Origin of the sequence: Pseudorhodobacter antarcticus (assembly GCF_900110135.1) — a bacterium.
Taxonomy (GTDB): domain Bacteria; phylum Pseudomonadota; class Alphaproteobacteria; order Rhodobacterales; family Rhodobacteraceae; genus Pseudorhodobacter; species Pseudorhodobacter antarcticus.
Window position 1 is genome coordinate 16,613 of record NZ_FOCO01000014.1, and the last position, 21,046, is coordinate 37,658.

Here is a 21,046-nt window from a genome sequence, read left to right on the forward strand (position 1 = left end):
TCCAACCCTGACGGCGCAGGCAGCGCCCGCCTGGGCGGCGTGCAGCACGCCGATATCATCGCGTTCAACTTCTCGGTCTTCGACCCTGCCACCAGCCGAACACTTTCGCAAAATGTCGAATGGCGGGTTTCACAGGATATGCTGCACCTCAGATCATCTGATCGGAAAGACCCATCAATCTTGATGTCAGATATAGAATTTAAACTATCCATCGTCGAATGATTTGGGATAGCGGGGCTGATTTAGGATCGGAAGGCGCGGACTGTTTTACTTCGGCTTCCCTCAGCAAATCCGCCTGCATGCTCAGGTCCGCATACATCCGCTTTAGCCGCCGGAACGCAACGAAAGGCTGCATAGAGCCCCGAAGGGTTTGGCAATCCTTTGTATTCCGCTGTAAGCAAACGTCAGAAACATCATGGGACCAATCACGCAAATGCTGAACGCAGCCATTTTGACAACAGTCTTGGCTTGCGGGGCGCTTCTGCTCTATCCAAAACTTGCAAATGCGCCATTGTGGCGGGCAACAATCACCCCGCTTGCGTCCATTATCGGCAGTAGGTTCCTTGTTCTGGGTCCGATTTTGGGGGTCAGTTTAGGGCTTTATGCGCCGCTTGTTATGCTGGCCCTCGTCGTGATCGCTTACGGGTTTGGTAGTGCAATTCGCTACAACATTGGCCGCATTGACGCCGTGGCGCACAGGCCAGCCTTGGTGGAGCAGATCGAACCTTTTGCCTCGATGGTCTTGGCCTTCGCCTATATCATCTCGGTTGGCTATTATCTCAACCTGTTCGGGGCCTTCGGCGTCAGCCTTACTGCTTTCGACACCCCCTATTATGCCAAGGTTCTAACCACCGCCGTTTTCCTCCTCATTCTCATCGTTGGCTGGACCAAAGGTTTTGCCGCACTTGAGCGGATGGAGCAAATCTCGGTCGGCGTGAAGTTGGCGATCATTGGTGGATTGCTGTGCGGCTTGGCCATCCATTTTGGGGATACGGCGCAAAATGGCGCGCTGACGTTTAACGCCGCAAGCGTCACGGGCTGGTCGGCGGTGACCCTGATATTTGGTCTGATCGTGACGGTTCAGGGGTTTGAGACATCGCGCTATCTTGGCCGCCATTATGATGCACAGACCCGGATCAGGTCGATGCGCTTGGCGCAGGTCCTCTCCACCCTGATTTATATGGTCTATATCGTGCTTCTGGCCTATGCGTTTGCGCCAGGGACAATCACGCTGGATGAAACCTCGATCATCGACATGATGGCAATCGTCGCGTCGATTTTATTTTCCTTCTCGACGTCCTCATGCGGCCCCGACATCAGATCATCGTGTCCCCTTTCGGAACATTGCCATGCAATGCCGTGTCGGGCAACGGATGCTGCTGGACCCACTTGTTCAGCGTAGAGACGCCAACACCCAAATCCGATGAAAGCCGCGGACGCGTTAAGCCGCTGGTCGTCGCCATCCGCACAGCATCACGCCGAAACTCGTCTGTGTATTCCTTTGCCATTCCATATCTCGATAATCCCCCCCGAAAGTAAGGGGCTGCATAAGTAGAATTTTCTCACCAAGATGAACGAGGATATTTCTAATGAAGACAAGCAGATACACAGAGGCGCAGATCATCGCCATCCTGCGACAGGATGAAGGCGGCGTGCCAGTGTCCGAGCTTTGCCGTGAGCATGGGATGATGCCCTTGCCCTGCAATGGTTTGCGCGCAAATCATGAGAGGGAACGCGTCGTTTTACAAATGGCGGGCGAAGTATTGCGGCATGGATGCGTCCATGATCAGCCAGATGAAGTCCATGGACCGAGCCATTGAGGCGCCATTGGTTCAAGCCCAATGGCGAGGGAGAACCGTCGCCTGAAGCGCATGTATGCCAATTTGAGCATGCAGGCTGATTTGCTGAAGGAAGCCTTTGGAAAAAAGTGACTGGGCCATCCGCTGCCCGGAAGGCAAATGCAAGCATTTGCTGTGGGTCAGCGCTGCGAGATGGCCCAAACAGCAGTGGAAAAGCGTGGGGTCAGCATTGCTTTGGCGTGTCGGGCCTTCGGAGTTAGCGAGACCTGCTACCGCTATGGCCCGAAGTTGCGTGCCGAGAACGATGTGATCGCCGATCTGCTGACCGGTCTGACGGATGCCCGCAAGACTTGGGGGTTCGGACTGTGTTTTCTGCATTTGCGTAACGTGAAGGGGCATCCATGGAACCACAAACGGGTTTATCGGATCTACTGCGAGCTGGAGTTGAACCTGCGGATCAAGCCCCGGAAGCGGTTGAAGCGGGACAAACCTGATGCGCTGGCCGTCCCAGACGCGCCAAATGTGACTTGGTCCATGCGTTGCCCGGTAGGCGTTTGTTTTCAAACGCCGTAAGGGGATTTCATGGCCGACCGGCTTGGTGATGGCCGTGCTTTCCGGCTACTGAACGTTCTGGATGACTTTAACCGCGAGGGCCTCGGCATCGAGGTAGACTTTTCCTTGCCCGCTGAGCGTGTGATCCGAAGTCTTGACCCGTCGCCGGGGAAACGATCCCCCGGATCGTTTCCTGACCCTCCTCCACATCGAATGGCGTGGCAAGCCAGGCACCATTCGGGTCGACAATGGGCCTGAATACATCAGTGAAAAGCTCCCTCTCGGCGATGCACGCATCGCCTGTCGGGCAACGGATGAAATGGGCCGCGAAACATAGGGTTAAAATCCAGCACATCCAACCCGGTCAGCCGCAACAGAACGCCTACATCGAGCGCTACAGCCGCACCGTCAGGCATGAGTGGCTGGACCAATAAATCATCGAAAGCATCGAAGAGGCCCAAGATCACGCCACGCAATGGCTCTGGACTTACAACAACGACCGACCCAACATGGGAATTGGCGGCATAACACCCGCTATGAAGCTGAAAATGGCCGCGTGAATTCTACGACAGCACCCCGTTAAAAATGGGGGGATTACCCCAGGACTAACCATGTAAATGCGATGAGAAGTTGGCAAAACCTTCGTCCTTAAATCTACTTGAACCATCGTGCTTAGAATCCCGAAATTACACCTATACATTGTAGCAGCATGTGACACCAAGTTTAGCGAAACACCAGCGCATCCCTACAAGCGAAAGGAAACAACAAAGTAGAAAACGTTATGCTTTGCCGAACCTAGCGTCGTTACTTGTAAATGGCCGCGCATTTGACGCGTGTCTGGCGATTTGGCCGCGAAGCGCATGGTCAAATTCGCGAATCCTTGATCGGCCAATAATTGAGGCCTCTTTCATCAAGTAGTTGACGGCCTTAGGCTATCCTTAGGCAACAGCCCCCTAGGGGCCACCACCCCCTTCGCAAGTCATTGATAATAAATGATTTTACGGAAGAAGATGGTGGGCGATCCTGGAATCGAACCAGGCGTGAGTCGCCTCGAGGGAGTTACAGTCCCCTGCCACACCTTGCGGCCTATCGCCCACTAAGCGGGGTCAATAAAGCGGGGCCTTGGGGGCGTCAAGCGCAAAGCGAAGGATTTTCCCCATCCCCCCTCATTCCGCGCCCCTCCGGTTTTCCCCTTGCACCCCCCCGCCCCATTGCCCATTCTTAACCCCAAACACGCCCCTCATTCTGGCCCCACAAAGGTGACCCCAAATGACCAACCAAAAACCCACTTGGGTCATCGACAAAGAACGCGCCAAACGCCAAGCTGCCAATGAAACCGTCTGGCTGTTCGGCCTGCACGCCGTCCGCGATGCCCTGATGAACCCTGCCCGCGAAAAGCTGCGGCTGGTCCTGACCAAAAACGCCGCCGACAAATTGGCTGAGGCGCTGGCCACCTGCGACCTACAACCCGAAATCGTCGACCCCCGCAAATTCGACGTGCCCTTGGACGAAGGGTCGGTTCACCAAGGTGCCGCCTTGCAGGCCCGCCCGCTGAACTGGGGCAACCTCGCCGATGTGGCGATTTCCGGCACCGGCGCGCCTCTCGTCGTCCTTTTGGACCGCGTGACCGACCCCCACAACGTCGGCGCAGTCCTGCGCTCCGCCGAAGTTTTCGGGGCCCGCGCTGTCATCGCACCCCACCGCCATTCCGCCCCCGAAACCGGCGCGCTGGCCAAAACCGCCAGCGGCGCGCTGGAACGCCAGCCTTACCTGCGCGTGGCCAACCTTTCGGACGCAATGGAAGAATTGCGCGGCATGGGCTTTTATCTAATCGGCCTTGCCGGCGATACCGAAACCGACCTGTCGGACGCCGTCGCATCCGCCCAAAGCCGCCCGATTGCCCTTGTTTTGGGGGCCGAAGGGCCAGGCCTGCGCGAAAAAACCCGCGAAACCTGCGACGTGCTGGCCCGCATCCCCGCGGCGGGCAGTTTCGGCTCGCTCAACGTCTCCAACGCCGCCGCCGTGGCCCTTTATGCCGCCACCAGCCGCAAAGTCTAATCACAAAACCCAATCACAAAACAGCGAGGGGCCTTTTCCATGACCAACCAGCCCCCATGTTAATAACAGGCAGCAGGTACGGAACCCCTGCAGTCCCTTTACTGTCCCTCGTTCCGCGACTTGCGCCCGGCCTTTTTGGCACGGGCGCTTTTTTTGGTGAAAGGCTCCCGTTGATGCCCCAAAATGACATTGCCCAAATCCTGCGGGATACGAAAATCATCGCCATGGTTGGTGCCTCCCTCAACCCCGACCGCCCCAGCCACGGCGTCATGCAATTCCTGCAATCCAAGGGCAAGCGCGTTATCCCCGTCAATCCCGGCCATGCGGGCGAAACCCTGCTGGGGGAAACCATTTATGCCAGCCTAAAAGACATCCCCACAGATTTCGCAGTCGATATGGTCGATGTTTTCCGCAAATCTGATGCGGTGGCCGCCATTGCCACCCAAGCCATCGCCGACCTGCCCCATCTGCGCACCCTTTGGCTGCAACTGGGGGTGTTCAGCGATCAGGCGGCCAGCCTTGCCGCCACGCATAACGTGGATTTTGTCCAAGATCGCTGCCCCGCGATTGAATGGCGCAAGCTGGGGCTTTAACGGCTCGCCTTCTCCGTAATCCCCGATTGCCCCTCACGCCGCGCCAATTCCGCCTCCACATCCGCCAGCGTCACATCGCGCGCGGCCAGCATCACCAGCAGATGATAGATCACATCCGCGGCTTCCGATGTCAGGCGCGCACGGTCGCCTTTGACCGCTTCAATGATCGCCTCCACCGCTTCTTCACCAAACTTTTCGGCGCATTTTTCGGGGCCTTTGGCCAGCAGCTTTGCAGTCCATGAACTGTCAGTGTCCGCCCCTTTGCGGGCGGCGATGGTGGCGGCAAGGCGGGTCAGGGCTGTCATGTCATCCTCATCGCAATACCAGCGGCGGCCATATGCGCCTTGGCCTGCCCAATCGTATAATCGCCAAAGTGAAAGATCGACGCGGCCAGCACCGCCGAGGCACCACCCACCGTCACCCCTTCGACCAGATGGTCCAAATTGCCCACACCGCCGCTGGCAATCACAGGCACCGATACCGCATCCGAGATCGCGCGGGTCAGGGGCAAGTTGAACCCCGCCCGCGTCCCGTCCCGGTCCATCGACGTCAACAGGATTTCCCCCGCCCCCTTGCCCGCCATCAGCACGGCAAATTCCACGGCATCAATCCCGGTTTCACGCCGCCCGCCATGGGTAAAAATCTCCCACCGGCCCGGCGCGACCGTCTTTGCATCAATCGCCACGACGATACATTGCGACCCAAACCGGTCCGCCGCCTGCGCCACCACATCAGGGTCCGCCACCGCAGCCGAGTTGAAAGACACCTTATCCGCCCCCGCCAACAACAGCGCGCGCACATCCAGATGCGTGCGCACCCCGCCACCCACCGTCAGCGGCATAAAGCATTGCTCCGCCGTGCGGGTGACCAGATCAAACATGGTGCCCCGGTTTTCATGCGTGGCGTGAATGTCCAAAAAACACAGCTCATCCGCGCCCGCCGCATCATAGGCGCGTGCCGCCGCCACCGGGTCGCCCGCATCGCGCAGACCCACGAAATTCACGCCCTTGACCACACGGCCATCGGCAACATCAAGACAAGGGATGATCCGGGTTTTCAACATAGGTTTTTCCTAAGCGTTCATCGCCACACGATCAAGCACCAAGCGCCGTGATCGCCGCCCCCAGATCAATCGCACCATCATAAAGGGCACGCCCCGAAATCGCGCCCGAAATCACGCCCGTATCGCGCAGCGCCATCAAATCCACTATCGACGACACCCCGCCCGACGCAATCACGGGGATCGACACAGCGCGCGCCAATGCTTCGGTCGCGGCAATGTTTGGCCCCTGCATCGCGCCGTCGCGGTCGATATCGGTATAAATAATCGCGGCCACGCCTGCATCCTCAAAGCTGCGGGCAAGGTCGGTGACCATCATATCGGTTTCATGCGCCCAGCCTTTGGTCGCCACGCGGCCCGCCCGCGCATCAATCCCCACGGCGACCTTGCCGGGAAAAGCCAGCGCCGCCTCGCGCACCAACGCGGGGTTTTCCACGGCCACCGTGCCCAAAATCACCCGCGCAAGGCCCCGCGACAGCCAGCGTTCAATCGTCGCCATATCGCGAATACCGCCGCCCAATTGGCACGGCACCTTGACCCGCGCCAAAATCGCCTCCACCGCTGCACCGTTCACAGGTTGGCCCGCAAATGCCCCGTTCAAATCCACCAAATGCACCCAAGCACAGCCCGCCGCCTCAAACGCCGCCGCTTGGGCTGCCGGGTCGTCGCCAAACACGGTCGCCGCGTCCATTTCGCCGCGCAGCAAGCGCACGCATTGCCCATCTTTCAGGTCGATTGCGGGGTATAGGATCATCACAGCCTCCGGGGTTTATCTGCGCTTGGTCTTTGGCACAGGGGGGCGGGCTTGCCAAGATGCGGCGCTACCCAACGTCACACTTGCGTGGTCGCAGTTTCCCCGCAAAGGTGCAGAAATAAGCTTTGGGAGGAGCATGAGATGAAGCAACTGATTTTGGCCGCAGCCCTGATTTTTGGCGCAAGTATGGCGCAGGCCGCCGACCCGGCCGAAGGCGTTTGGCAAACCAAAGCCGATGACAATGGCAATTTTGGCCATGTCCAAATCAAACCCTGCGGCGCGGCGCTGTGTGGCACTTTGGTGAAATCCTTTGACAACAAAGGCAAGGCCATGAAGTCCGAAAACGTTGGCAAGCAGATTATCTGGGATATGAAGGCCAAGGGCGGCGGGGCGTATGGCGACGGCAAGGTTTGGTCGCCGGACCGCAATAAAACCTATAATTCCAAGATGAAGCTGAACGGCAACAGCCTTGCGATCGAAGGCTGCGTGTTCGGAATTTGCCGCGATGGCGGCGTGTGGGCCCGCGTGAAATAACCGCAGGTTCCGGGTCGCAAGGGGGCTCCCGTGCTGATAGCAGGGGGCCAAACCGGAGGACCGCATGACCCCACAGACCCTAAAGATGAGCGGCCTAGATTGGCTGCTGCTGGCGACCCTGTCCCTGCTTTGGGGCGGGTCGTTTTTCTTTGTGCAGCTGGCGGTGGGGCATCTGCCTGCGTTTACCATCGTCTTTTTGCGGGTGTCATTGGCGGCGCTGGCGCTGGCAGGGGTGCTGGCGGTTACGCGCACCCCGTTCCCCAAAGGGCGCGCCGTTTGGGGCGCTTTGTTGGTCATGGGCGCGCTGAACAACGCATTGCCGTTTACGTTTTTCGTGCTGGCACAGGGGCAAATCGGCAGCGCGCTGGCCAGTGTTTTAAACGCCACCACGCCGCTGTTCACCTTGATCGTCGCCCATCTGTGCACGGCGGATGAGCGGTTGACCGGGGCCAAATTGCTGGGCCTTGGCATTGGCTTTGTGGGCGTGGTGGTAATGATGGGCGGGGCGGCGCTGACCGCAGGGGCGGCCACGGTGTTGGCGCAAGCGGCGTGTTTGGCGGCTGCAATCTGCTATGCCTTTGCCAGCGTATGGGGGCGGCGGTTCAAGCGGTTGGGCCTGCCGCCCCTTGCCACCGCCTTTGGGATGCTGACCGCCTCCAGCTTGATGATGCTGCCGTTGGTGGTGGGGGTGGACCGCCCTTGGACGCAACCGCTGCCGGGGGTGGTACCCATCGCCGCCGTGGTGGGGTTGGCGCTGCTGTCCACAGCGCTGGCGTATCAGCTGTATTTCCGGCTGCTGGCGCGGGCGGGCGCGGTGAACTTGGCACTCGTCACCTTCCTGATCCCGGTCAGCGCGATTGCGCTTGCGGTGTTGGTGCTGAATGAAACACTCGCCCTGCGCCACATCGCGGGCATGGGGTTGATCGCGCTGGGGCTGTTGGTGATTGACGGCAGGTTGGCGCGCAAAAAACCCTAAGGCGCCCAGCGCAGGAAATTGCCAATCATCCGCAACCCGTTGGCTTGGGATTTTTCCGGGTGAAACTGCATGCCAACAATGTTATCGCGTCCCACAATCGCCGTAATTTGATCGCCGTAATCCACATAAGCCAACCGCTGCGCCGGGTCCGCGACGCGGAAATGGTAGGAGTGGACGAAATAAGCGTGGTCGCCCGTGGCCAGCCCCTCCAGCACCGGATGATGTGACCCGATCACCAGATCATTCCACCCCATATGCGGCACTTTTAGCGCGGGATTGGCGGGTTTGATCGCCACTACCTCACCGCCAATCCAATCAAACCCTTTGGTATCGGTGTATTCGCGGCCCCAAGTGGCCATCATCTGCATGCCCACGCAAATCCCGAGGAAGGGCACGGCGCGGCGGGTCACGCCGTCTTCAATCGCCTCGAACAGCCCGGAATAATGCCCGAGTGCCGCGCGGCAGGCCGGAAAGGCACCGTCACCCGGCAGCACGATACGGTCGGCGCGGGCCACATCCTCGGCCCGGCTGGAGACAAGCACTTTGCCGCCATCCACCTCCACCGCCATGCGCTGAAACGCTTTTTCGGCGGAATGAAGGTTGCCGCTGTCGTAATCGACCAGAACCGTCAGCATTTACAGGCTGCCCTTGGTGGATGGGATAACCCCTGCGCGGCGCGGGTCGGCCTCCACCGCTGCGCGCAGGGCGTGAGCCACGGATTTGAACGCGGCTTCGGCAATGTGGTGGCTGTTGAACCCGTGGACCAGATCGACATGCAGCGTGATGCCGCCATGGGTGGACAAGGCTTGGAAAAATTCGCGCACTAATTCGGTATCAAACGTGCCAATTTTCGCGGTGGGAAAGGGCATGTTCCACACCAAAAACGGCCGCGCCGACAGGTCCAGCGCACAACGCACCTGCGCATCATCCATCGCTAGCGCAAAATGGCCATAGCGCCGGATGCCGCGCTTGTCACCAATCGCGGCCACCAAGGCCTTGCCCAGCGCAATCCCGCAATCCTCCACCGTGTGGTGGTCGTCGATGTGCAAATCGCCCGTGGCATGCACGGTCATATCAATCAACGAATGACGGGCCAATTGGTCCAGCATATGATTGAAAAACCCAATGCCAGTTTGAATGTCGGATTGCCCGGTGCCATCCAGATTGATCGCCACGGCGATTTTGGTTTCAGTCGTGTCGCGCGACAGGCTGGCGGTGCGCATGGCAATGCTCCGGGTGTTGGGGACGGTTGGCGCGGTTATAGGCGGGCGGGCACGGGTTGAAAAGGGTTTAGGACGCGCGGCGATGCGGGCCAAACAGCGCCGCCCCCGCAACCAGCAGGCCCGAGACAACCGCAATCATCCCCGCCGCCGAAACAGCCCCCGACAGGCCCAGCCAAATCGGCCCATACCCCGCCGCAACATAGCCCAAAATGGCGGAAATCGCCGCAAACCCCAGGCTTAACCACACTTGCACGCCCAAACGGTTGGTCAGCAACCGCGCAGCGGCGGGCGGGCAAATCAGCATGGCGATGGTCAGGATGGACCCCACGGCGGTAAACGCCGCCACCGAAGCGACCGCCGTGGCAACCACAATGCCCAGCGATATCACCCCAACAGGCAGTCCCAACACCGCCGCATGGCCCGCATCAAACGATGCCATCACAAGCCAGCGCCAAAACACCAGCAGCAACACCGCCAGTACCATGGCCACCAGCGCCAATTGCCCAAATTCGGGCGGCAAGCCCGCCAGTGCCACCGGGTCCGTCAAGGACGCCCACCCTGTGCCATCCAGCCAAATCAAGCTTTCCAAATTGCCATAAAGCGCGTGTTCCACATCCAGATGTACGCCCGACGCGCCCGACAGTTCCAACAGCAACACACCGGACGCGAACATGGTGGTAAAGGTCATCCCCATCGCAGCACCGGGGTCCACGCGCGCCAATTTGGTAATCGCTTCCACCATCAAAGCTGATACCAGCGCCGCCGCCCCCGCGCCTGCAAACATCACCCAGCCCGACACTTGGCCCGTCAGCAAAAATCCAACGATCAGCCCTGGCAGCACCGAATGGGCCATCATATCGCCCATCATGGCCTGCCGGCGCAGCAGCAAAAAATTGCCCGGCAACGCACAGGCCACCGCCGCCAAAACGGCGATCAGCAAGGGCACCAGCGACAAGGTGACAAAATCCGCGCCCATCACCGTGCCCACACCCGACCTAAAAGACCCCGGCGCGGCGCGATCACTGCCGACACCAAAAACGCGCCAAACGCCAGCGCCACAATCAACGCCCCCGTGGGCACCCCCGGCACCGCCGCCGAAATCGCCGCCCCGCCAAAGCCTGCCGCCCCGCCAATGGCCGCAGCAATCAACGCCATAAGCCCTGCCCGGTCGGTCCACATGCGCGCGGCAACCGCAGGCGTGATCAACAGCGCCACCACCAAAATAGCCCCCACCACGCGGATGCCCAACAACACCACCGCCAGCACCAACCCCATCAACACCGCATCAATCAGCGCCGGGCGCAGCCCTATGCCGAGCGCAAACCCCGGATCAAACGCCACCATCACCAACAACCGGCGCATCACAAACAAGGCGGCCAACACCAACAGCCCCCCCGCCCCAATCAAATACACATCCGCTTGCAACATTCCGGCGGTGGAGCCGAGCAAGAACCCCTCCAGCCCCGCTTGCCGCCCTGCGCCAAGCCCTTGGATAAACGTCAAAAGCACAATCCCCGCGCCGTAAAAGGTGGATAAAACGATGCCAATCGCCGCATCCTCGGGCAGCCGCGTGCCACGCACCAGCCCTTGCAACACCCACAGCCCCAGCAGCGACGACACCCCTGCCCCCAGCAACAGCCCCGGCAAAAACCGACCATCGCCGCCCAGCGCCACCATAATCAAAAACGCAATCCCCACCCCCGGCAAGGTCGCATGCGCCATCGCATCGGGCACCAAGGACCGGCGGCGCAAAAACAAAAACGACCCCACGGCCCCGGTCGCAAGGCCCAAAGCGCCCGCCCCCAGCGTGACCAGCGTGGCGTTATAACCCATGCGCAGGGTCAATGCGTCAAGGATAGCGGCGTTCATCAGGCGGCCAAAACTGGCGGCAGCGCGCCACCATAGGTTTGCTGCAGCAACGCAGGCGTAAACGCCTGCGCCACTGGGCCGCTGGCAATCACATGCCGGTTCAGCAACAGCACCCGGTCAAACCATTGCGGCACGGTGGCCAAATCATGATGCACCGCCACCACCGCAGCCCCCGCGTCCCGCAAATCGCGCAGCACGGTCACAATCGCCGCCTCCGTCTTGGCATCCACCCCAGCGAATGGTTCGTCCAACAAATACAGCTCCGCCTTTTGGGCCAAGGCGCGGGCCAAAAACACCCGCTGTTGCTGACCGCCCGACAGCGCGCCAATTTGGCGGGTGGCAAATTCGGTCAATCCCACCCGTTCCAAACACTCAAACGCAAATGCCCGGTTCGCCCGCCCAATCGGCCGCAACAACCCCAAGGTTCGTTGCATCCCCATCAACACCACATCAATCACCCGAATGGGAAAATCCCAATCGACCGAGGCGCGCTGCGGCATATAGGCGACCCGCGCGCGCGCAGCATCCAACGGCTGGCCGAAAAACTGCGCGGTGCCTGCGGCCATTGGCACAATCCCCAAAGACGCTTTGAGCAACGTTGATTTGCCCGCCCCGTTTGGCCCCACAATCGCAGTCATTGCCCCCATCGGCAGGCTGGCCGTGGCCCCATCGACCGCCGTTGTGGCACCATAACGGACCACAATATCATTAAAACTCAATGCGGTATCGGTCACGCCCGCCCCTCGGCCAATCGGCCATTCAGCCCGCGCGGCGGCGCATCCGCCCCCAAGGCCCGCGCGATCACGGTGATATTATGGTCAATCATACCCGGATAAGTGCCTTCATACGTCCCATCGACGCCCATCGCATCGGAAAACAATTCGCCGCCAATCACCACCTTATGCCCCTGCGCCGCGGCCCCTTCGACCAGCGCCCGCATGGCCCGGTCTGGCACCGAGCTTTCGACAAACACCGCGCCAATGTTGCGCGCGACCAGCATATCGACCAAATCGCCAATCCGCGACAGACCCGCCTCGCTTTCCGTGGAAATGCCTTGCAGCCCCTCCACCTCAAACCCATAAGCCCGCCCGAAATAGGAAAACGCATCATGCGCCGTGACCAAAACCCGTGCGCTCTCGGGCACTTGCCCCAACACATCGCGGGCATATGCGTCCAGCGCCGCAATCTCCGCACGGTAGATGGTCGCATTTGCGCTAAATTCATCCGCGCGCGCAGGCTCCAGCGTCACCAATGCGGCCGTTACCGCATCCACCGCCCCCAGCCACAGCATTGGGTCCATCCACACATGCGGGTCGTGCTGGTCAGGGTAGCCGTCCCATGACAACAAACGGTCGGGCGCAATCGCTTCGGCCACGGGCACCACCGTCACCCGGCGCGACAGATCGGCCATAAAATCAACCAATTGCGCCTCCAGCCGCAGCCCATGCCACAACACCAGATCGGCGCGCACAAGGGCCGCCACATCACTGCGCGTCTGGCGAAAACTGTGCGGGTCCACCCCCGCCCCCATCAGGCCCGTGACCGCCCCCCCGCTGATACGCCGCGCAGCATCGGCAATCATGCCCGTGGTCGCCACAATCTGCGGCGCGGTGGCCGCCGCAAGGCCATGCGGCAACGCAAACACAAAGGGGATTGCGGTCAAAACATCACGGCGCGACAGCCTCATTCCATACCTCCTTGGCGGGACCACTATGCCCACATGTACGGTAGATATTGCGAATGCTTCGCAAAGTCAAGAAAGTTGAGAATTATTCGCAACTGACGCGATGCGGTTAGGTGCGCAGGCCCGTTTCAACCAACATGCCCCGGCGCTTTGCCTCATAGTAATAACCGCGCGAATACCATTTTACCGCTGTGTCCTGGCTGCCATCGGCCAACAGCCACGCGCCACGCAAATATCGCACCGCATAGCGCAGGTTGGTTTCGGCATCCAAAAGGCCTGCATTTGGGCCAGTAAACCCCATGCCGCGCGCGGTGGCGGGCAAAATCTGCATCATGCCGTAATAAGGCCCGTTGCGCGTGCCGGGGCGGTGATGGCTTTCGCGGATGATGACACGGTGAACAAGGCTGCGCGGCACTTCGTTGCGATCAGCCGCTTCATTGATCAAACGGCGCAGTTCGGGAGTTTCATTGACATGCAGCGGCGGGTCAAACGCGGCGTTTGGCGCGGGGGGCGCATCGGGGCGGTTATTGCTTTGGGTTTTGCGGCCACCACAAGCGGATAGAAAGGCAACAAGGCCCAACAGGGCGGCGCGACGGGGCATGAGGGGCATCACAATCTCCTAACATCAACTGCGCTTCTTTATCTTTGTGCTGTAATTCTGGCAAACACTGGTTATGCGCGCTGGCTTTTTCCCGCCTATCAGATTGTAAGATCAGTGTTCCGCACGCAGCCTTTGGGGCGGAAAATTTGCCGCCTTGGGCACTTACGCGCGCCAAATCGGCCAATTGTGCTGGCGCAAACTTTGCCCTAACGTCGTGGGCAACACAGTATCACAAAGCAAAAACATCAGGGGAAATTCATGTCTGACGCAGCACCACAAGGTTTTGACACGCTTCAAATTCACGCGGGCGCGCGGCCTGATCCGGCCACAGGCGCGCGGCAAATTCCGATTTATCAAACCACAGCCTATGTGTTTCGCGACGCCGATCATGCGGCGGCGTTGTTCAATTTGTCCGAGGTCGGCTATATCTATTCACGCTTGACGAACCCGACCGTGTCCGCGCTGGCCGAACGGATTGCGGCGCTGGAGGGGGGTGTGGGGGCTGTGTGCTGCTCATCCGGGCACGCGGCGCAGTTGATGGCGCTGTTTCCGCTGATGCAGCCGGGCTGTAATGTGGTCGCCTCCAGCCGTTTGTATGGTGGGACGATCCAGCAGTTTACGAACACAATCCGTAAATTCGGCTGGTCCGCAAAGTTTGTGGATTTCGATGATTTGGCGGCGGTTGAGGCGGCGGTGGATGACAACACCCGCGCGATTTTCTGTGAAAGCATCGCGAACCCCGGCGGGTATATCACAGATATTCCAGCGGTGGCGAAGGTTGCCAATAAGGTGGGCCTGCCCCTGATCGTGGACAACACGACGGGCACGCCGTATTTGTGCCAGCCGTTGAAACTGGGCGCGACTTTGGTGGTTCATTCCACCACGAAATATCTGACAGGGAATGGCACCGTCACGGGCGGTTGCGTGGTCGATGGCGGCACGTTTGATTGGTCCACATCGGGCAAATTCCCCAGCCTGTCGGAGCCTGAACCTGCCTATCACGGCATCAAATTCCATGAGGCGCTGGGGGGTATGGCCTTTACCTTCCATTCCATCGCGATCGGTTTGCGCGACCTTGGCATGACGATGAACCCGCAGGCGGCCCATTACACGCTGATGGGGATTGAAACCCTGTCGTTGCGGATGGCGCGGCATGTGGAAAATGCCCAAAAGGTCGCGGAATGGCTGGAAAAGCACCCCAAGGTGGAAAAGGTCACTTATGCGGGGCTGGACAGTTCCCCTTACAAGCATCGGGTCGCCACGGTCTGTCCAAAAGGGGCGGGTGGGTTGTTCACCGTGTCCTTGAAGGCCGGGTATGAGGGCTGTGTGAAGCTGGTGTCGGACCTGCAATTGTTCAGCCATGTCGCGAATTTGGGCGATACCCGCAGTCTGGTTATTCACCCCGCATCGACCACCCACCGCCAGCTGTCAGATGAACAGCAAGCGGCGGCGGGTGTCTCGCCGAACACGGTTCGGTTGTCGATCGGGATTGAGGATGTGGCCGATATTATTGCCGATTTGGAACAGGCGTTGGCCAAGGGCTGATTTGGAAAGATCGCACCTGCCCCGGTTATGGGGCGGGTGCAAAATCGCGCGCGATGCGCGGGGTAAGGTGTTGATATGGTTATGGGTTGGTTTTTTTGTTAATTAAATTTTAACGGGTGTATCGCGGTTTTTGTTGGGCGAAAGTCGGGGTGAACCCCGACATACGATGCGGGTGTAGGGTGGGTACAACCCACCGCCCCTGTTTTAGCTGCGCAACAAGATGCCCAGACGCTTGATGCCTTCACCGATTGTCGCCTCATCCGCGCGGGAAAATGACAGGCGGATGGTGTTGCGCCCCGACCCATCGGCAAAGAACGCAGACCCCGGCACAAAGGCCACCTTTTGGCTTTGCAGCGAGCGCGCCAACAGGTCCGCGCCGTCCATGCCCACGGGCAAGGTTATCCAGATGAACATGCCGCCTTCGGGCCGGGTCCATGTGATGCCCGCGGGCATGTGTGTGGTCAGGGCCGCCAGCATCGCATCGCGGCGCGCGCGGTAGGCGGCACGGATTTTGGCAACGTGACCCTCGAACATCAACACCGCCACATCGGCGATGGCCATTTGGTTCAATGTGGAGGTGTGCAGATCGGCGGCTTGTTTCATCAACACCAATTTGCCAATCACCTCGCGCGCGCCACATATCCAACCCACGCGCAGGCCGGGGGCCAGTGATTTGGAAAACGACCCGCAATAAAGCGTGCGCGCCGCCTCGATACTGCCTTTTTGCGCGATTTCCAGCGCCAAAATCGGCGGCACCGCGTCACCATCAAAGCGCAGGGATTGATAGGCGGCGTCTTCGATGATCGCGATGTCGAGATCTTGCGCCAGTTGCAGCATGCCGTGGCGGGTGGCGGCGTCCAGCGTTTCACCCGTGGGGTTGGCGAAATCAACGGACATATAGGCGAATTTGACGCGGCCGCCTTTGGCCGCTGCCGTATCGGCGTAATCGGCGGCGGTGCGGTTGGTGTGGGGGTCCAGCCGGTCATATTCGGGTTCATAGGCGTTGAACGCGCCCAAGGCGCCAAGGTAGGTGGGCCAGCCCACAAGCGCCGTGTCACGCGGCGACAGGAACAATTTTCCTAAATAATCAAGTGCTTGTTGGCTGCCAGAGGTGATAAGGATGTTGTCGGCATCGCAGGGCACGCCAATGCGCGCCATTTGGCCTGCAATCCAGTCGCGCAGGGGTTTGTACCCTTCGGATACCGAATATTGCAACGCCGCTTCGGCCCGTGGGCCCGACAGAATATCGGCAATCGCGGATTGAAAAGCGGCGGTGGGGAACAGGGCCGGGTCCGGGATACCGCCTGCAAAGGACAGGATATCGGGCTGGTCCAGCAATTTCAAAAGTTCGCGAATTTCAGACGCTTTCATGCGGCTGGCGCGGCTGGCGAAAACCTGTTCCCATTTCATGATGGACCCCTCCCCGGGTGAATTTTCCGGGAAGGTGGCGCGCGTGTGGTGGTTAGTCAATAAGGCTGACGTAAAAAGGCTGGGGGGTAAATTTACTGCAACAGCTGCCATGTCATGGCGACGTTGACGGAAAACGCCAATTCCCCCGCCTGGACAGGCACCGCATCGGCCGAGGCGCGCATCATCATTTCGCCGCGCGGGGCGACCATGCCGCCGCCCTGTTCGGACATTTGGGTGATCGCGCCCAAGCGCACGCCCGCCGCGTTCACCATCACATCGGCGCGGTGGCGCGCATCAGCGACCGCGCGCAAACGCGCTTCATCCAGCAAGGGTGCCGGGTCTGACACGCCAAATTGCACATTGTTTAAGGTATTTGCGCCGTCTTTGACTGCTGCATCCAGCACGCCGCCCAGCGTATCCAGCGCGCGCACGGTCACGGTCACTTGGTTGGACGCGGTAAAGGATTTGGTGCTGGGGGTGTTGGTGGCCGCGTCCCATGTGGGTTGCAGCGACAGGCCGGAGGTTTGCAGATCGCGCGCGTCAATCCCCGCCGCTTTCATATTCGCCAGCACGCGGGCCAGTTCGGCGTTGGTTTGGTCCATCGCCCCTTTGGCCGTATCGGCGGTTTGGGTGACGCCCAGCGAAATGGTGGCCATATCGGGGGCGGCCTGCACGGTGCCTGTGCCTGTAACCGATATTTGGGCGGCGATTGGCGCGGCGGGTTGTTGGGTCATTGGCGGTATCGCATACTGTGCCAGGGCGGGGGTCATGAGGGCGGGGGTCATGGGGGTGAAGGCAAGAAGGGCTGCAAAAATCACGTTTGTTTGGCTGCGCATATGGATACTCCTAAGTTTTGCGTTGGTCTTAGACTGTTTGACGCGGCGCGAAACCAAATTCTTGGCGGAATTGGGCCGATTGGGCGGAAAAGTGGCGGGCTTTTTCTTTCAATCCGCAAAAAGCTGCTGTAGGGAAAGATTAATCCTAAGGCTGGACCTCCCCTGCTTTTCCCTTTTGTGCTAGATCTGTGCAATGAAACCAAATTTCGCCCTGAATATCACCGATGCCTCTATCGCCCTGTTGCACCGCACGCCGCGCGGTTGGCTGGAGGTGGGGAGTGCTGCGTTTGACAGCCCCGATCTGGAGGAGGCGCTGGGATATTTGCGCGCTTCTGCGCTTGGGTTATCGCCGCAGGGGATTACCACCAAGTTGGTGCTGCCCGCGTCACAAGTGCTGTATGTCGAGGTGGAAGCGCCCGGACCCGACAAGGCCACGCGAGAGGTGCAAATTCGCGCCGCGCTGGAGGGGCGCACGCCGTACGCTGTTGATGATTTGGTGTTTGACTGGTGGGGCAAAGGCGACAAGGTACAGGTCGCCGTGGTCGCGCGCGAAACTTTGGCAGAGGCCGAAGGGTTTGCGGTGGCGCACCGCTTTAACCCGGTGTCCTTTGTGACCATCCCCGCCGATGGGCAGTTTGCCGGTGAGCCGTGGTTTGGCGTGACCGAGATTGCGCCAACCGTTTTGCCCAGCGGCGAGAAGGTGACGCGCGACCAAGACCCGGTGAAAGTGATCAAGCGCGACGGGGGCAAAGCGGCCCCGGTGGTGGCTGCGGATGCGGCGGTTGCTGCCGCCGATGACGCGGCGTTGCGCGTCGCCGAGGCGGAGGCCGCCGCAGAGTTGGAAGCCGAAGCGCGGGCCGAGGCAGAAGTAGAGGCGGCGGCATCCCTTGCCAAAGCCGAAGTCGAGGCGGAGGCCGCGCGCAAAGCGCAGGCCGACTTGGCCGCCGCTGCTGCAGCCGAGAAGGCCGAGGCCGAGGCCCGCGCCGAAGCCGCGCGCCACCAAGCCGAGGCCGATGCCGCAGCGCAAGCCGCCGCAGATGCTGCTGCCACAGCAGCGTTTGTGCGCGATGAGCAGGAGGTGGCACGCCAAAAGGCCGAAGCCGCCAAAGCGGCAACCGAATTGCGCGCCCAAGAATTGGCGCAAGGTGAGGCCAAACGCTTGGTCGAGGAGGCCGAAAAGGTCAAATCCGCGATGGCCGAGCGCGACACCGCCCGCGCCGCTTTGATCGAGGCGGAGCGCAAACGTGCAGCGAGCCTTGAAGCATTGGACAAGGACGCGCCGGAGCCAAAGCGTGGGCTGAACGGGGTTGCGGCCCCGACGGTCACCGCGGCCCGCACCACCGACGGCCCTGCGGTGCAGGCGACCCCGTTTGCCAGCCGCCGCAGTGAAGCGGGTATGACGGTGGGGCGTGCGCCCAGCCTTGGTGGGGCGTCAAACACTGGTTGGATTTCGAACACGGGTGGGATTTCGAACACGGGTGGCGTGGGCAATACGGCACCTTCGGTTGTTGTGAAGCCGCAAAATGCGGGCGCGGCGGTTGGGGCAAAACCCAAAACCAGCGGACCTGCGACGCCAGTTGTGACCTCTATCACCACGTCACGCGCGGGGGGGGGGCCTGCGGAGGCGGCTCCGGTTGCGTCTGCGGCCAAGCCTTTGAACGGGACGGCGGCGTTTTCCCAAGGTTCCGTGCCGGGGTTGATGGCTGGGGTTGGAACGGGAGCTGGAACGGCGGCTGGGACGGTGGCGCAGGACGCGCTAAAATCGGCCAAAGGCGTGGCGGCGGCGATGGTCACTGCAGCACGGATTCCGGGCAAGGCAACTGCGCTGTCGCGGTTCAAATCCAAAGTGGCGACAAACCCGGCGCAGCCTGCGCGTGGCGATGCCAGTATGGGCAAGATGGGCGCAAAACTGGCCGCGCGCCGGGGCAAGCCGCGCTTTTTGGGGCTGATTTTGACGGTGGTGCTGCTGGCGGTTTTGGCCGGGGTGGCGGCATGGTCATCGCTGTATCTGTCGCGCAACACCACGGCGGAGCCAGACGCAATCCAGCAAGCGGATGCGGGCGGCGCGGGTGATGTGCAAGCGGCGGCGGTGCCCGAACCCGTTCTGGTGCCTGAACCCGTTCGGGTGCCTGAACCCGTTCGGGTGCCCGAGGCTGTGGTGCCAGAGTCGGTGCTGCCTGCGGCTGTAGCGCCCGAGGTTGTGGTGCCAGAGCGCGTGGTCACTGCGGACCCGGTGCCAGATGCGGCCCCGGCGGCGGTTGGCGATGATGTGGCCTTGCAAACGGCGGGGACAGTTACGGGTGCAACCGCAAATGCCGGCCCGCAAGATGAGATTGTGCTGGCGGGCACGGATGGCCAGCCCCCGGCATTTGATGCGGTGACCCTGCCCCGCCCACAATCGCGCCCAGATGGCGCGCCGGATGCGGCGACACCGCCGCCCCCCTTTGGCACACAATATGAATTTGAAGCCGATGGCAGCATCAAGGCCACGGCGAACGGCGTGGTGATGCCGGACGGGTTTTGGCTGATTGCCGCGCGCCCGCCGACCGTGCCACCTGCCCGCCCTGCGGCATTATCGGCCCCTGTGGTGCCAGATGCGGCGGTGGTTGCGGCCCCACAAACCACAGCAACCGCAGATGCAACCTTAGACCCGCCTGCGCTTGTTGACCCCGCTGCGGCGGGTGCCAATACGGCAGGCGCAAGCACGGCAGGTGTGGTGACGGAAGGGGGCGCAAGCCCTTCTTCTGTTTTTGCGCTGGACGCGAATGTTGAAGATCGCCGCCCGCGTGGCCGCCCTGCGGCCTTGACCCCGCCTGCGGTGGCGCCAGCACCCGCAACTGGCGCCGGAACTGGCCCCCCAACTGGACTGCCCGATGATGCGGCGCTGTCGCCAACGGATGTGCCGGTTGTGGCCCCCGTTGATCCGGCCTTGCAGCAATTTGCCGGGTTGCGCCCCAAAGCGCGGTCGCCCGCCTTTGTCGCCGCCGCTGCAAAAGCGAAAGAGGCCGCAGCCGCGGCACAGGTGGCCGCCGATACCGCCGCCGCCGCACAAGCCGCCGATTTGGCCGCAGCACAAGTGCAGCAAGCATCCTTGATGGCGGTGCCTGCATCGCCGCGCCCCACCGCGCGGCCCCAAGATTTGTCGCGGTCTGTGGCCGCCGCTGTGGCCGCCGCCACGCGCGAAACCACGCGCCGCGCTAGCACGGCGGCACCTGCGCCCGCGCCGCAAGCCAAAGCCCCTGAGACGGAGGAAGAGCATGACGAGCCGGAGCTGAAAGTTTCGGCCGCCCCGCGTATTCCGACCCGCGCCAATGTGGCCCAGCAAGCCACGTTCAAAAACGCGATCAACCTGTCGAAAACCAATTTGATCGGGGTGTATGGCAGCGACGGCAAACGCTATGCGCTGATCCGCACATCATCGGGGCGCTATAACAAAGTGCGCGTTGGCGATAAGGTGGATGGGGGCGTTGTAGCCGCGATCACCCGCAGCGAAGTGCGATACCAAAAGGGCGGCAAGATGTTGGTTTTGGCGATGCCCAACGGCTGATCTGG

The 21,046-nt window shown here is 61.0% G+C and carries 19 protein-coding genes, 1 tRNA gene and 2 pseudogenes; 8 read left to right on the plus strand and 14 right to left on the minus strand.

The features are described from left to right. The first annotated feature begins 415 nt into the window (after positions 1-415). Positions 416-1,402, plus strand: a complete 987-nt coding sequence (locus BMY36_RS08900; RefSeq protein ID WP_050520868.1) for an Aq_097 family APC-type transporter — start codon at positions 416-418, stop codon at positions 1,400-1,402. On the opposite strand, the pseudogene BMY36_RS19465 reads toward BMY36_RS08900, so the two are convergent. Then, positions 1,374-1,508, minus strand: a pseudogene (locus tag BMY36_RS19465) (transposase); the annotation flags it as partial. The gene BMY36_RS08900 and the pseudogene BMY36_RS19465 overlap by 29 nt on opposite strands. 81 nt (positions 1,509-1,589) lie before the next feature. Between BMY36_RS19465 and BMY36_RS08915 the strand changes: the two are divergent. Next, positions 1,590-2,911, plus strand: a pseudogene (locus BMY36_RS08915) (IS3 family transposase). A 451-nt stretch (positions 2,912-3,362) separates the two neighbouring features. Here the strand turns inward: BMY36_RS08915 and BMY36_RS08920 are convergent. Next, positions 3,363-3,446 (minus strand) — tRNA-Tyr (locus BMY36_RS08920). 174 nt (positions 3,447-3,620) lie between these two features. Here BMY36_RS08920 and rlmB point away from each other — a divergent pair. Further along, entirely contained in the window at positions 3,621-4,409 is a 789-nt protein-coding gene (rlmB, locus tag BMY36_RS08925; RefSeq protein WP_050520869.1) for a 23S rRNA (guanosine(2251)-2'-O)-methyltransferase RlmB, read from the plus strand. A gap of 173 nt (positions 4,410-4,582) precedes the next feature. Continuing rightward, the gene (locus tag BMY36_RS08930; RefSeq protein ID WP_050520870.1) at positions 4,583-5,002 is read left to right on the plus strand and encodes a CoA-binding protein; all 420 of its coding nucleotides are present in this window, start codon (positions 4,583-4,585) and stop codon (positions 5,000-5,002) included. Here BMY36_RS08930 and BMY36_RS08935 read toward each other — a convergent pair. Genes BMY36_RS08935 through hisA form a run of 3 tightly spaced genes read right to left on the minus strand, consistent with a single transcriptional unit; the run spans position 4,999 to position 6,816 of the window. Continuing rightward, the gene (locus BMY36_RS08935; protein WP_050520871.1) at positions 4,999-5,307 is read right to left on the minus strand and encodes a phosphoribosyl-ATP diphosphatase; all 309 of its coding nucleotides are present in this window, start codon (positions 5,305-5,307) and stop codon (positions 4,999-5,001) included. The two genes, BMY36_RS08930 and BMY36_RS08935, sit on opposite strands and share 4 nt — an antisense overlap. Then, entirely contained in the window at positions 5,304-6,065 is a 762-nt protein-coding gene (gene hisF / locus BMY36_RS08940) for an imidazole glycerol phosphate synthase subunit HisF (RefSeq protein WP_050520872.1), read from the minus strand. The genes BMY36_RS08935 and hisF overlap by 4 nt, the downstream gene beginning before the upstream one ends. A gap of 31 nt (positions 6,066-6,096) precedes the next feature. After that, the gene (gene hisA, locus BMY36_RS08945) at positions 6,097-6,816 is read right to left on the minus strand and encodes a 1-(5-phosphoribosyl)-5-[(5-phosphoribosylamino)methylideneamino]imidazole-4-carboxamide isomerase (protein ID WP_050520873.1); all 720 of its coding nucleotides are present in this window, start codon (positions 6,814-6,816) and stop codon (positions 6,097-6,099) included. Positions 6,817-6,957: 141 nt separating this feature from the next. Here hisA and BMY36_RS08950 point away from each other — a divergent pair, with 141 nt between their 5' ends. Both BMY36_RS08950 and BMY36_RS08955 read left to right on the plus strand, forming a co-directional pair. Next, the gene (locus tag BMY36_RS08950) at positions 6,958-7,350 is read left to right on the plus strand and encodes a DUF2147 domain-containing protein (RefSeq protein ID WP_050520874.1); all 393 of its coding nucleotides are present in this window, start codon (positions 6,958-6,960) and stop codon (positions 7,348-7,350) included. A 64-nt stretch (positions 7,351-7,414) separates the two neighbouring features. Next, positions 7,415-8,326: a DMT family transporter gene (locus tag BMY36_RS08955; protein ID WP_050520875.1), complete on the plus strand. Its 912-nt coding sequence runs from the start codon at positions 7,415-7,417 to the stop codon at positions 8,324-8,326. Here the strand turns inward: BMY36_RS08955 and hisH are convergent. The 7 genes from hisH to BMY36_RS08990 form a co-directional block, all read right to left on the minus strand. After that, a complete protein-coding gene (gene hisH, locus BMY36_RS08960; RefSeq protein WP_050520876.1) occupies positions 8,323-8,961 on the minus strand; it encodes an imidazole glycerol phosphate synthase subunit HisH in 639 nt (212 codons plus the stop codon). The two genes, BMY36_RS08955 and hisH, sit on opposite strands and share 4 nt — an antisense overlap. Beyond that, positions 8,962-9,549 carry an imidazoleglycerol-phosphate dehydratase HisB gene (hisB, locus tag BMY36_RS08965; RefSeq protein WP_050520877.1) on the minus strand — a complete coding sequence of 196 codons (588 nt, stop codon included), beginning with the start codon at positions 9,547-9,549 and terminating at the stop codon, positions 8,962-8,964. Positions 9,550-9,616: 67 nt separating this feature from the next. Beyond that, positions 9,617-10,525 (minus strand): metal ABC transporter permease, encoded by a 909-nt coding sequence (locus tag BMY36_RS08970; protein WP_050520903.1) that lies wholly within the window; start codon positions 10,523-10,525, stop codon positions 9,617-9,619. After that, complete coding sequence (locus tag BMY36_RS08975) at positions 10,525-11,418, minus strand: metal ABC transporter permease (protein ID WP_050520878.1); 894 nt, start codon at positions 11,416-11,418, stop codon at positions 10,525-10,527. The genes BMY36_RS08970 and BMY36_RS08975 overlap by 1 nt, the downstream gene beginning before the upstream one ends. Beyond that, complete coding sequence (locus BMY36_RS08980) at positions 11,418-12,152, minus strand: metal ABC transporter ATP-binding protein (protein WP_414811691.1); 735 nt, start codon at positions 12,150-12,152, stop codon at positions 11,418-11,420. The genes BMY36_RS08975 and BMY36_RS08980 overlap by 1 nt, the downstream gene beginning before the upstream one ends. Further along, positions 12,149-13,105, minus strand: a complete 957-nt coding sequence (locus BMY36_RS08985; RefSeq protein WP_050520880.1) for a metal ABC transporter solute-binding protein, Zn/Mn family — start codon at positions 13,103-13,105, stop codon at positions 12,149-12,151. The genes BMY36_RS08980 and BMY36_RS08985 overlap by 4 nt, the downstream gene beginning before the upstream one ends. Before the next feature lie 106 nt (positions 13,106-13,211). Next, the gene (locus tag BMY36_RS08990; protein ID WP_050520904.1) at positions 13,212-13,703 is read right to left on the minus strand and encodes a transglycosylase SLT domain-containing protein; all 492 of its coding nucleotides are present in this window, start codon (positions 13,701-13,703) and stop codon (positions 13,212-13,214) included. Positions 13,704-13,961: 258 nt separating this feature from the next. Here BMY36_RS08990 and BMY36_RS08995 point away from each other — a divergent pair, with 258 nt between their 5' ends. Next, complete coding sequence (locus BMY36_RS08995; RefSeq protein WP_050520881.1) at positions 13,962-15,248, plus strand: O-acetylhomoserine aminocarboxypropyltransferase/cysteine synthase family protein; 1,287 nt, start codon at positions 13,962-13,964, stop codon at positions 15,246-15,248. A gap of 204 nt (positions 15,249-15,452) precedes the next feature. Here the strand turns inward: BMY36_RS08995 and BMY36_RS09000 are convergent, their stop codons facing one another. Together BMY36_RS09000 and BMY36_RS09005 are read right to left on the minus strand one after the other, a co-directional pair. After that, positions 15,453-16,658, minus strand: a complete 1,206-nt coding sequence (locus BMY36_RS09000) for an aminotransferase-like domain-containing protein (protein WP_197086086.1) — start codon at positions 16,656-16,658, stop codon at positions 15,453-15,455. Positions 16,659-16,750: 92 nt separating this feature from the next. Then, positions 16,751-17,494 (minus strand): SIMPL domain-containing protein, encoded by a 744-nt coding sequence (locus BMY36_RS09005; protein WP_050520882.1) that lies wholly within the window; start codon positions 17,492-17,494, stop codon positions 16,751-16,753. A gap of 193 nt (positions 17,495-17,687) precedes the next feature. On the opposite strand from BMY36_RS09005, the gene BMY36_RS09010 reads away from it, so the two are divergent. After that, positions 17,688-21,041: a hypothetical protein gene (locus BMY36_RS09010; RefSeq protein WP_050520883.1), complete on the plus strand. Its 3,354-nt coding sequence runs from the start codon at positions 17,688-17,690 to the stop codon at positions 21,039-21,041. The last annotated feature ends 5 nt before the right edge of the window (positions 21,042-21,046 follow it).

Bases quoted from the DNA above. Each gene is read 5' to 3' on its own strand.
- BMY36_RS08900 (WP_050520868.1), top strand. From the start codon at position 416: ATGGGACCAATCACGCAAATGCTGAACGCAGCCATTTTGACAACAGTC.
- rlmB (WP_050520869.1), top strand. From the start codon at position 3,621: ATGACCAACCAAAAACCCACTTGGGTCATCGACAAAGAACGCGCCAAA.
- BMY36_RS08930 (WP_050520870.1), top strand. From the start codon at position 4,583: ATGCCCCAAAATGACATTGCCCAAATCCTGCGGGATACGAAAATCATC.
- BMY36_RS08935 (WP_050520871.1), bottom strand. From the start codon at position 5,307: ATGACAGCCCTGACCCGCCTTGCCGCCACCATCGCCGCCCGCAAAGGG.
- hisF (WP_050520872.1), bottom strand. From the start codon at position 6,065: ATGTTGAAAACCCGGATCATCCCTTGTCTTGATGTTGCCGATGGCCGT.
- hisA (WP_050520873.1), bottom strand. From the start codon at position 6,816: ATGATCCTATACCCCGCAATCGACCTGAAAGATGGGCAATGCGTGCGC.
- BMY36_RS08950 (WP_050520874.1), top strand. From the start codon at position 6,958: ATGAAGCAACTGATTTTGGCCGCAGCCCTGATTTTTGGCGCAAGTATG.
- BMY36_RS08955 (WP_050520875.1), top strand. From the start codon at position 7,415: ATGACCCCACAGACCCTAAAGATGAGCGGCCTAGATTGGCTGCTGCTG.
- hisH (WP_050520876.1), bottom strand. From the start codon at position 8,961: ATGCTGACGGTTCTGGTCGATTACGACAGCGGCAACCTTCATTCCGCC.
- hisB (WP_050520877.1), bottom strand. From the start codon at position 9,549: ATGCGCACCGCCAGCCTGTCGCGCGACACGACTGAAACCAAAATCGCC.
- BMY36_RS08970 (WP_050520903.1), bottom strand. From the start codon at position 10,525: ATGGGCGCGGATTTTGTCACCTTGTCGCTGGTGCCCTTGCTGATCGCC.
- BMY36_RS08975 (WP_050520878.1), bottom strand. From the start codon at position 11,418: ATGAACGCCGCTATCCTTGACGCATTGACCCTGCGCATGGGTTATAAC.
- BMY36_RS08985 (WP_050520880.1), bottom strand. From the start codon at position 13,105: ATGAGGCTGTCGCGCCGTGATGTTTTGACCGCAATCCCCTTTGTGTTT.
- BMY36_RS08990 (WP_050520904.1), bottom strand. From the start codon at position 13,703: ATGCCCCGTCGCGCCGCCCTGTTGGGCCTTGTTGCCTTTCTATCCGCT.
- BMY36_RS08995 (WP_050520881.1), top strand. From the start codon at position 13,962: ATGTCTGACGCAGCACCACAAGGTTTTGACACGCTTCAAATTCACGCG.
- BMY36_RS09000 (WP_197086086.1), bottom strand. From the start codon at position 16,658: ATGAAATGGGAACAGGTTTTCGCCAGCCGCGCCAGCCGCATGAAAGCG.
- BMY36_RS09005 (WP_050520882.1), bottom strand. From the start codon at position 17,494: ATGCGCAGCCAAACAAACGTGATTTTTGCAGCCCTTCTTGCCTTCACC.
- BMY36_RS09010 (WP_050520883.1), top strand. From the start codon at position 17,688: ATGAAACCAAATTTCGCCCTGAATATCACCGATGCCTCTATCGCCCTG.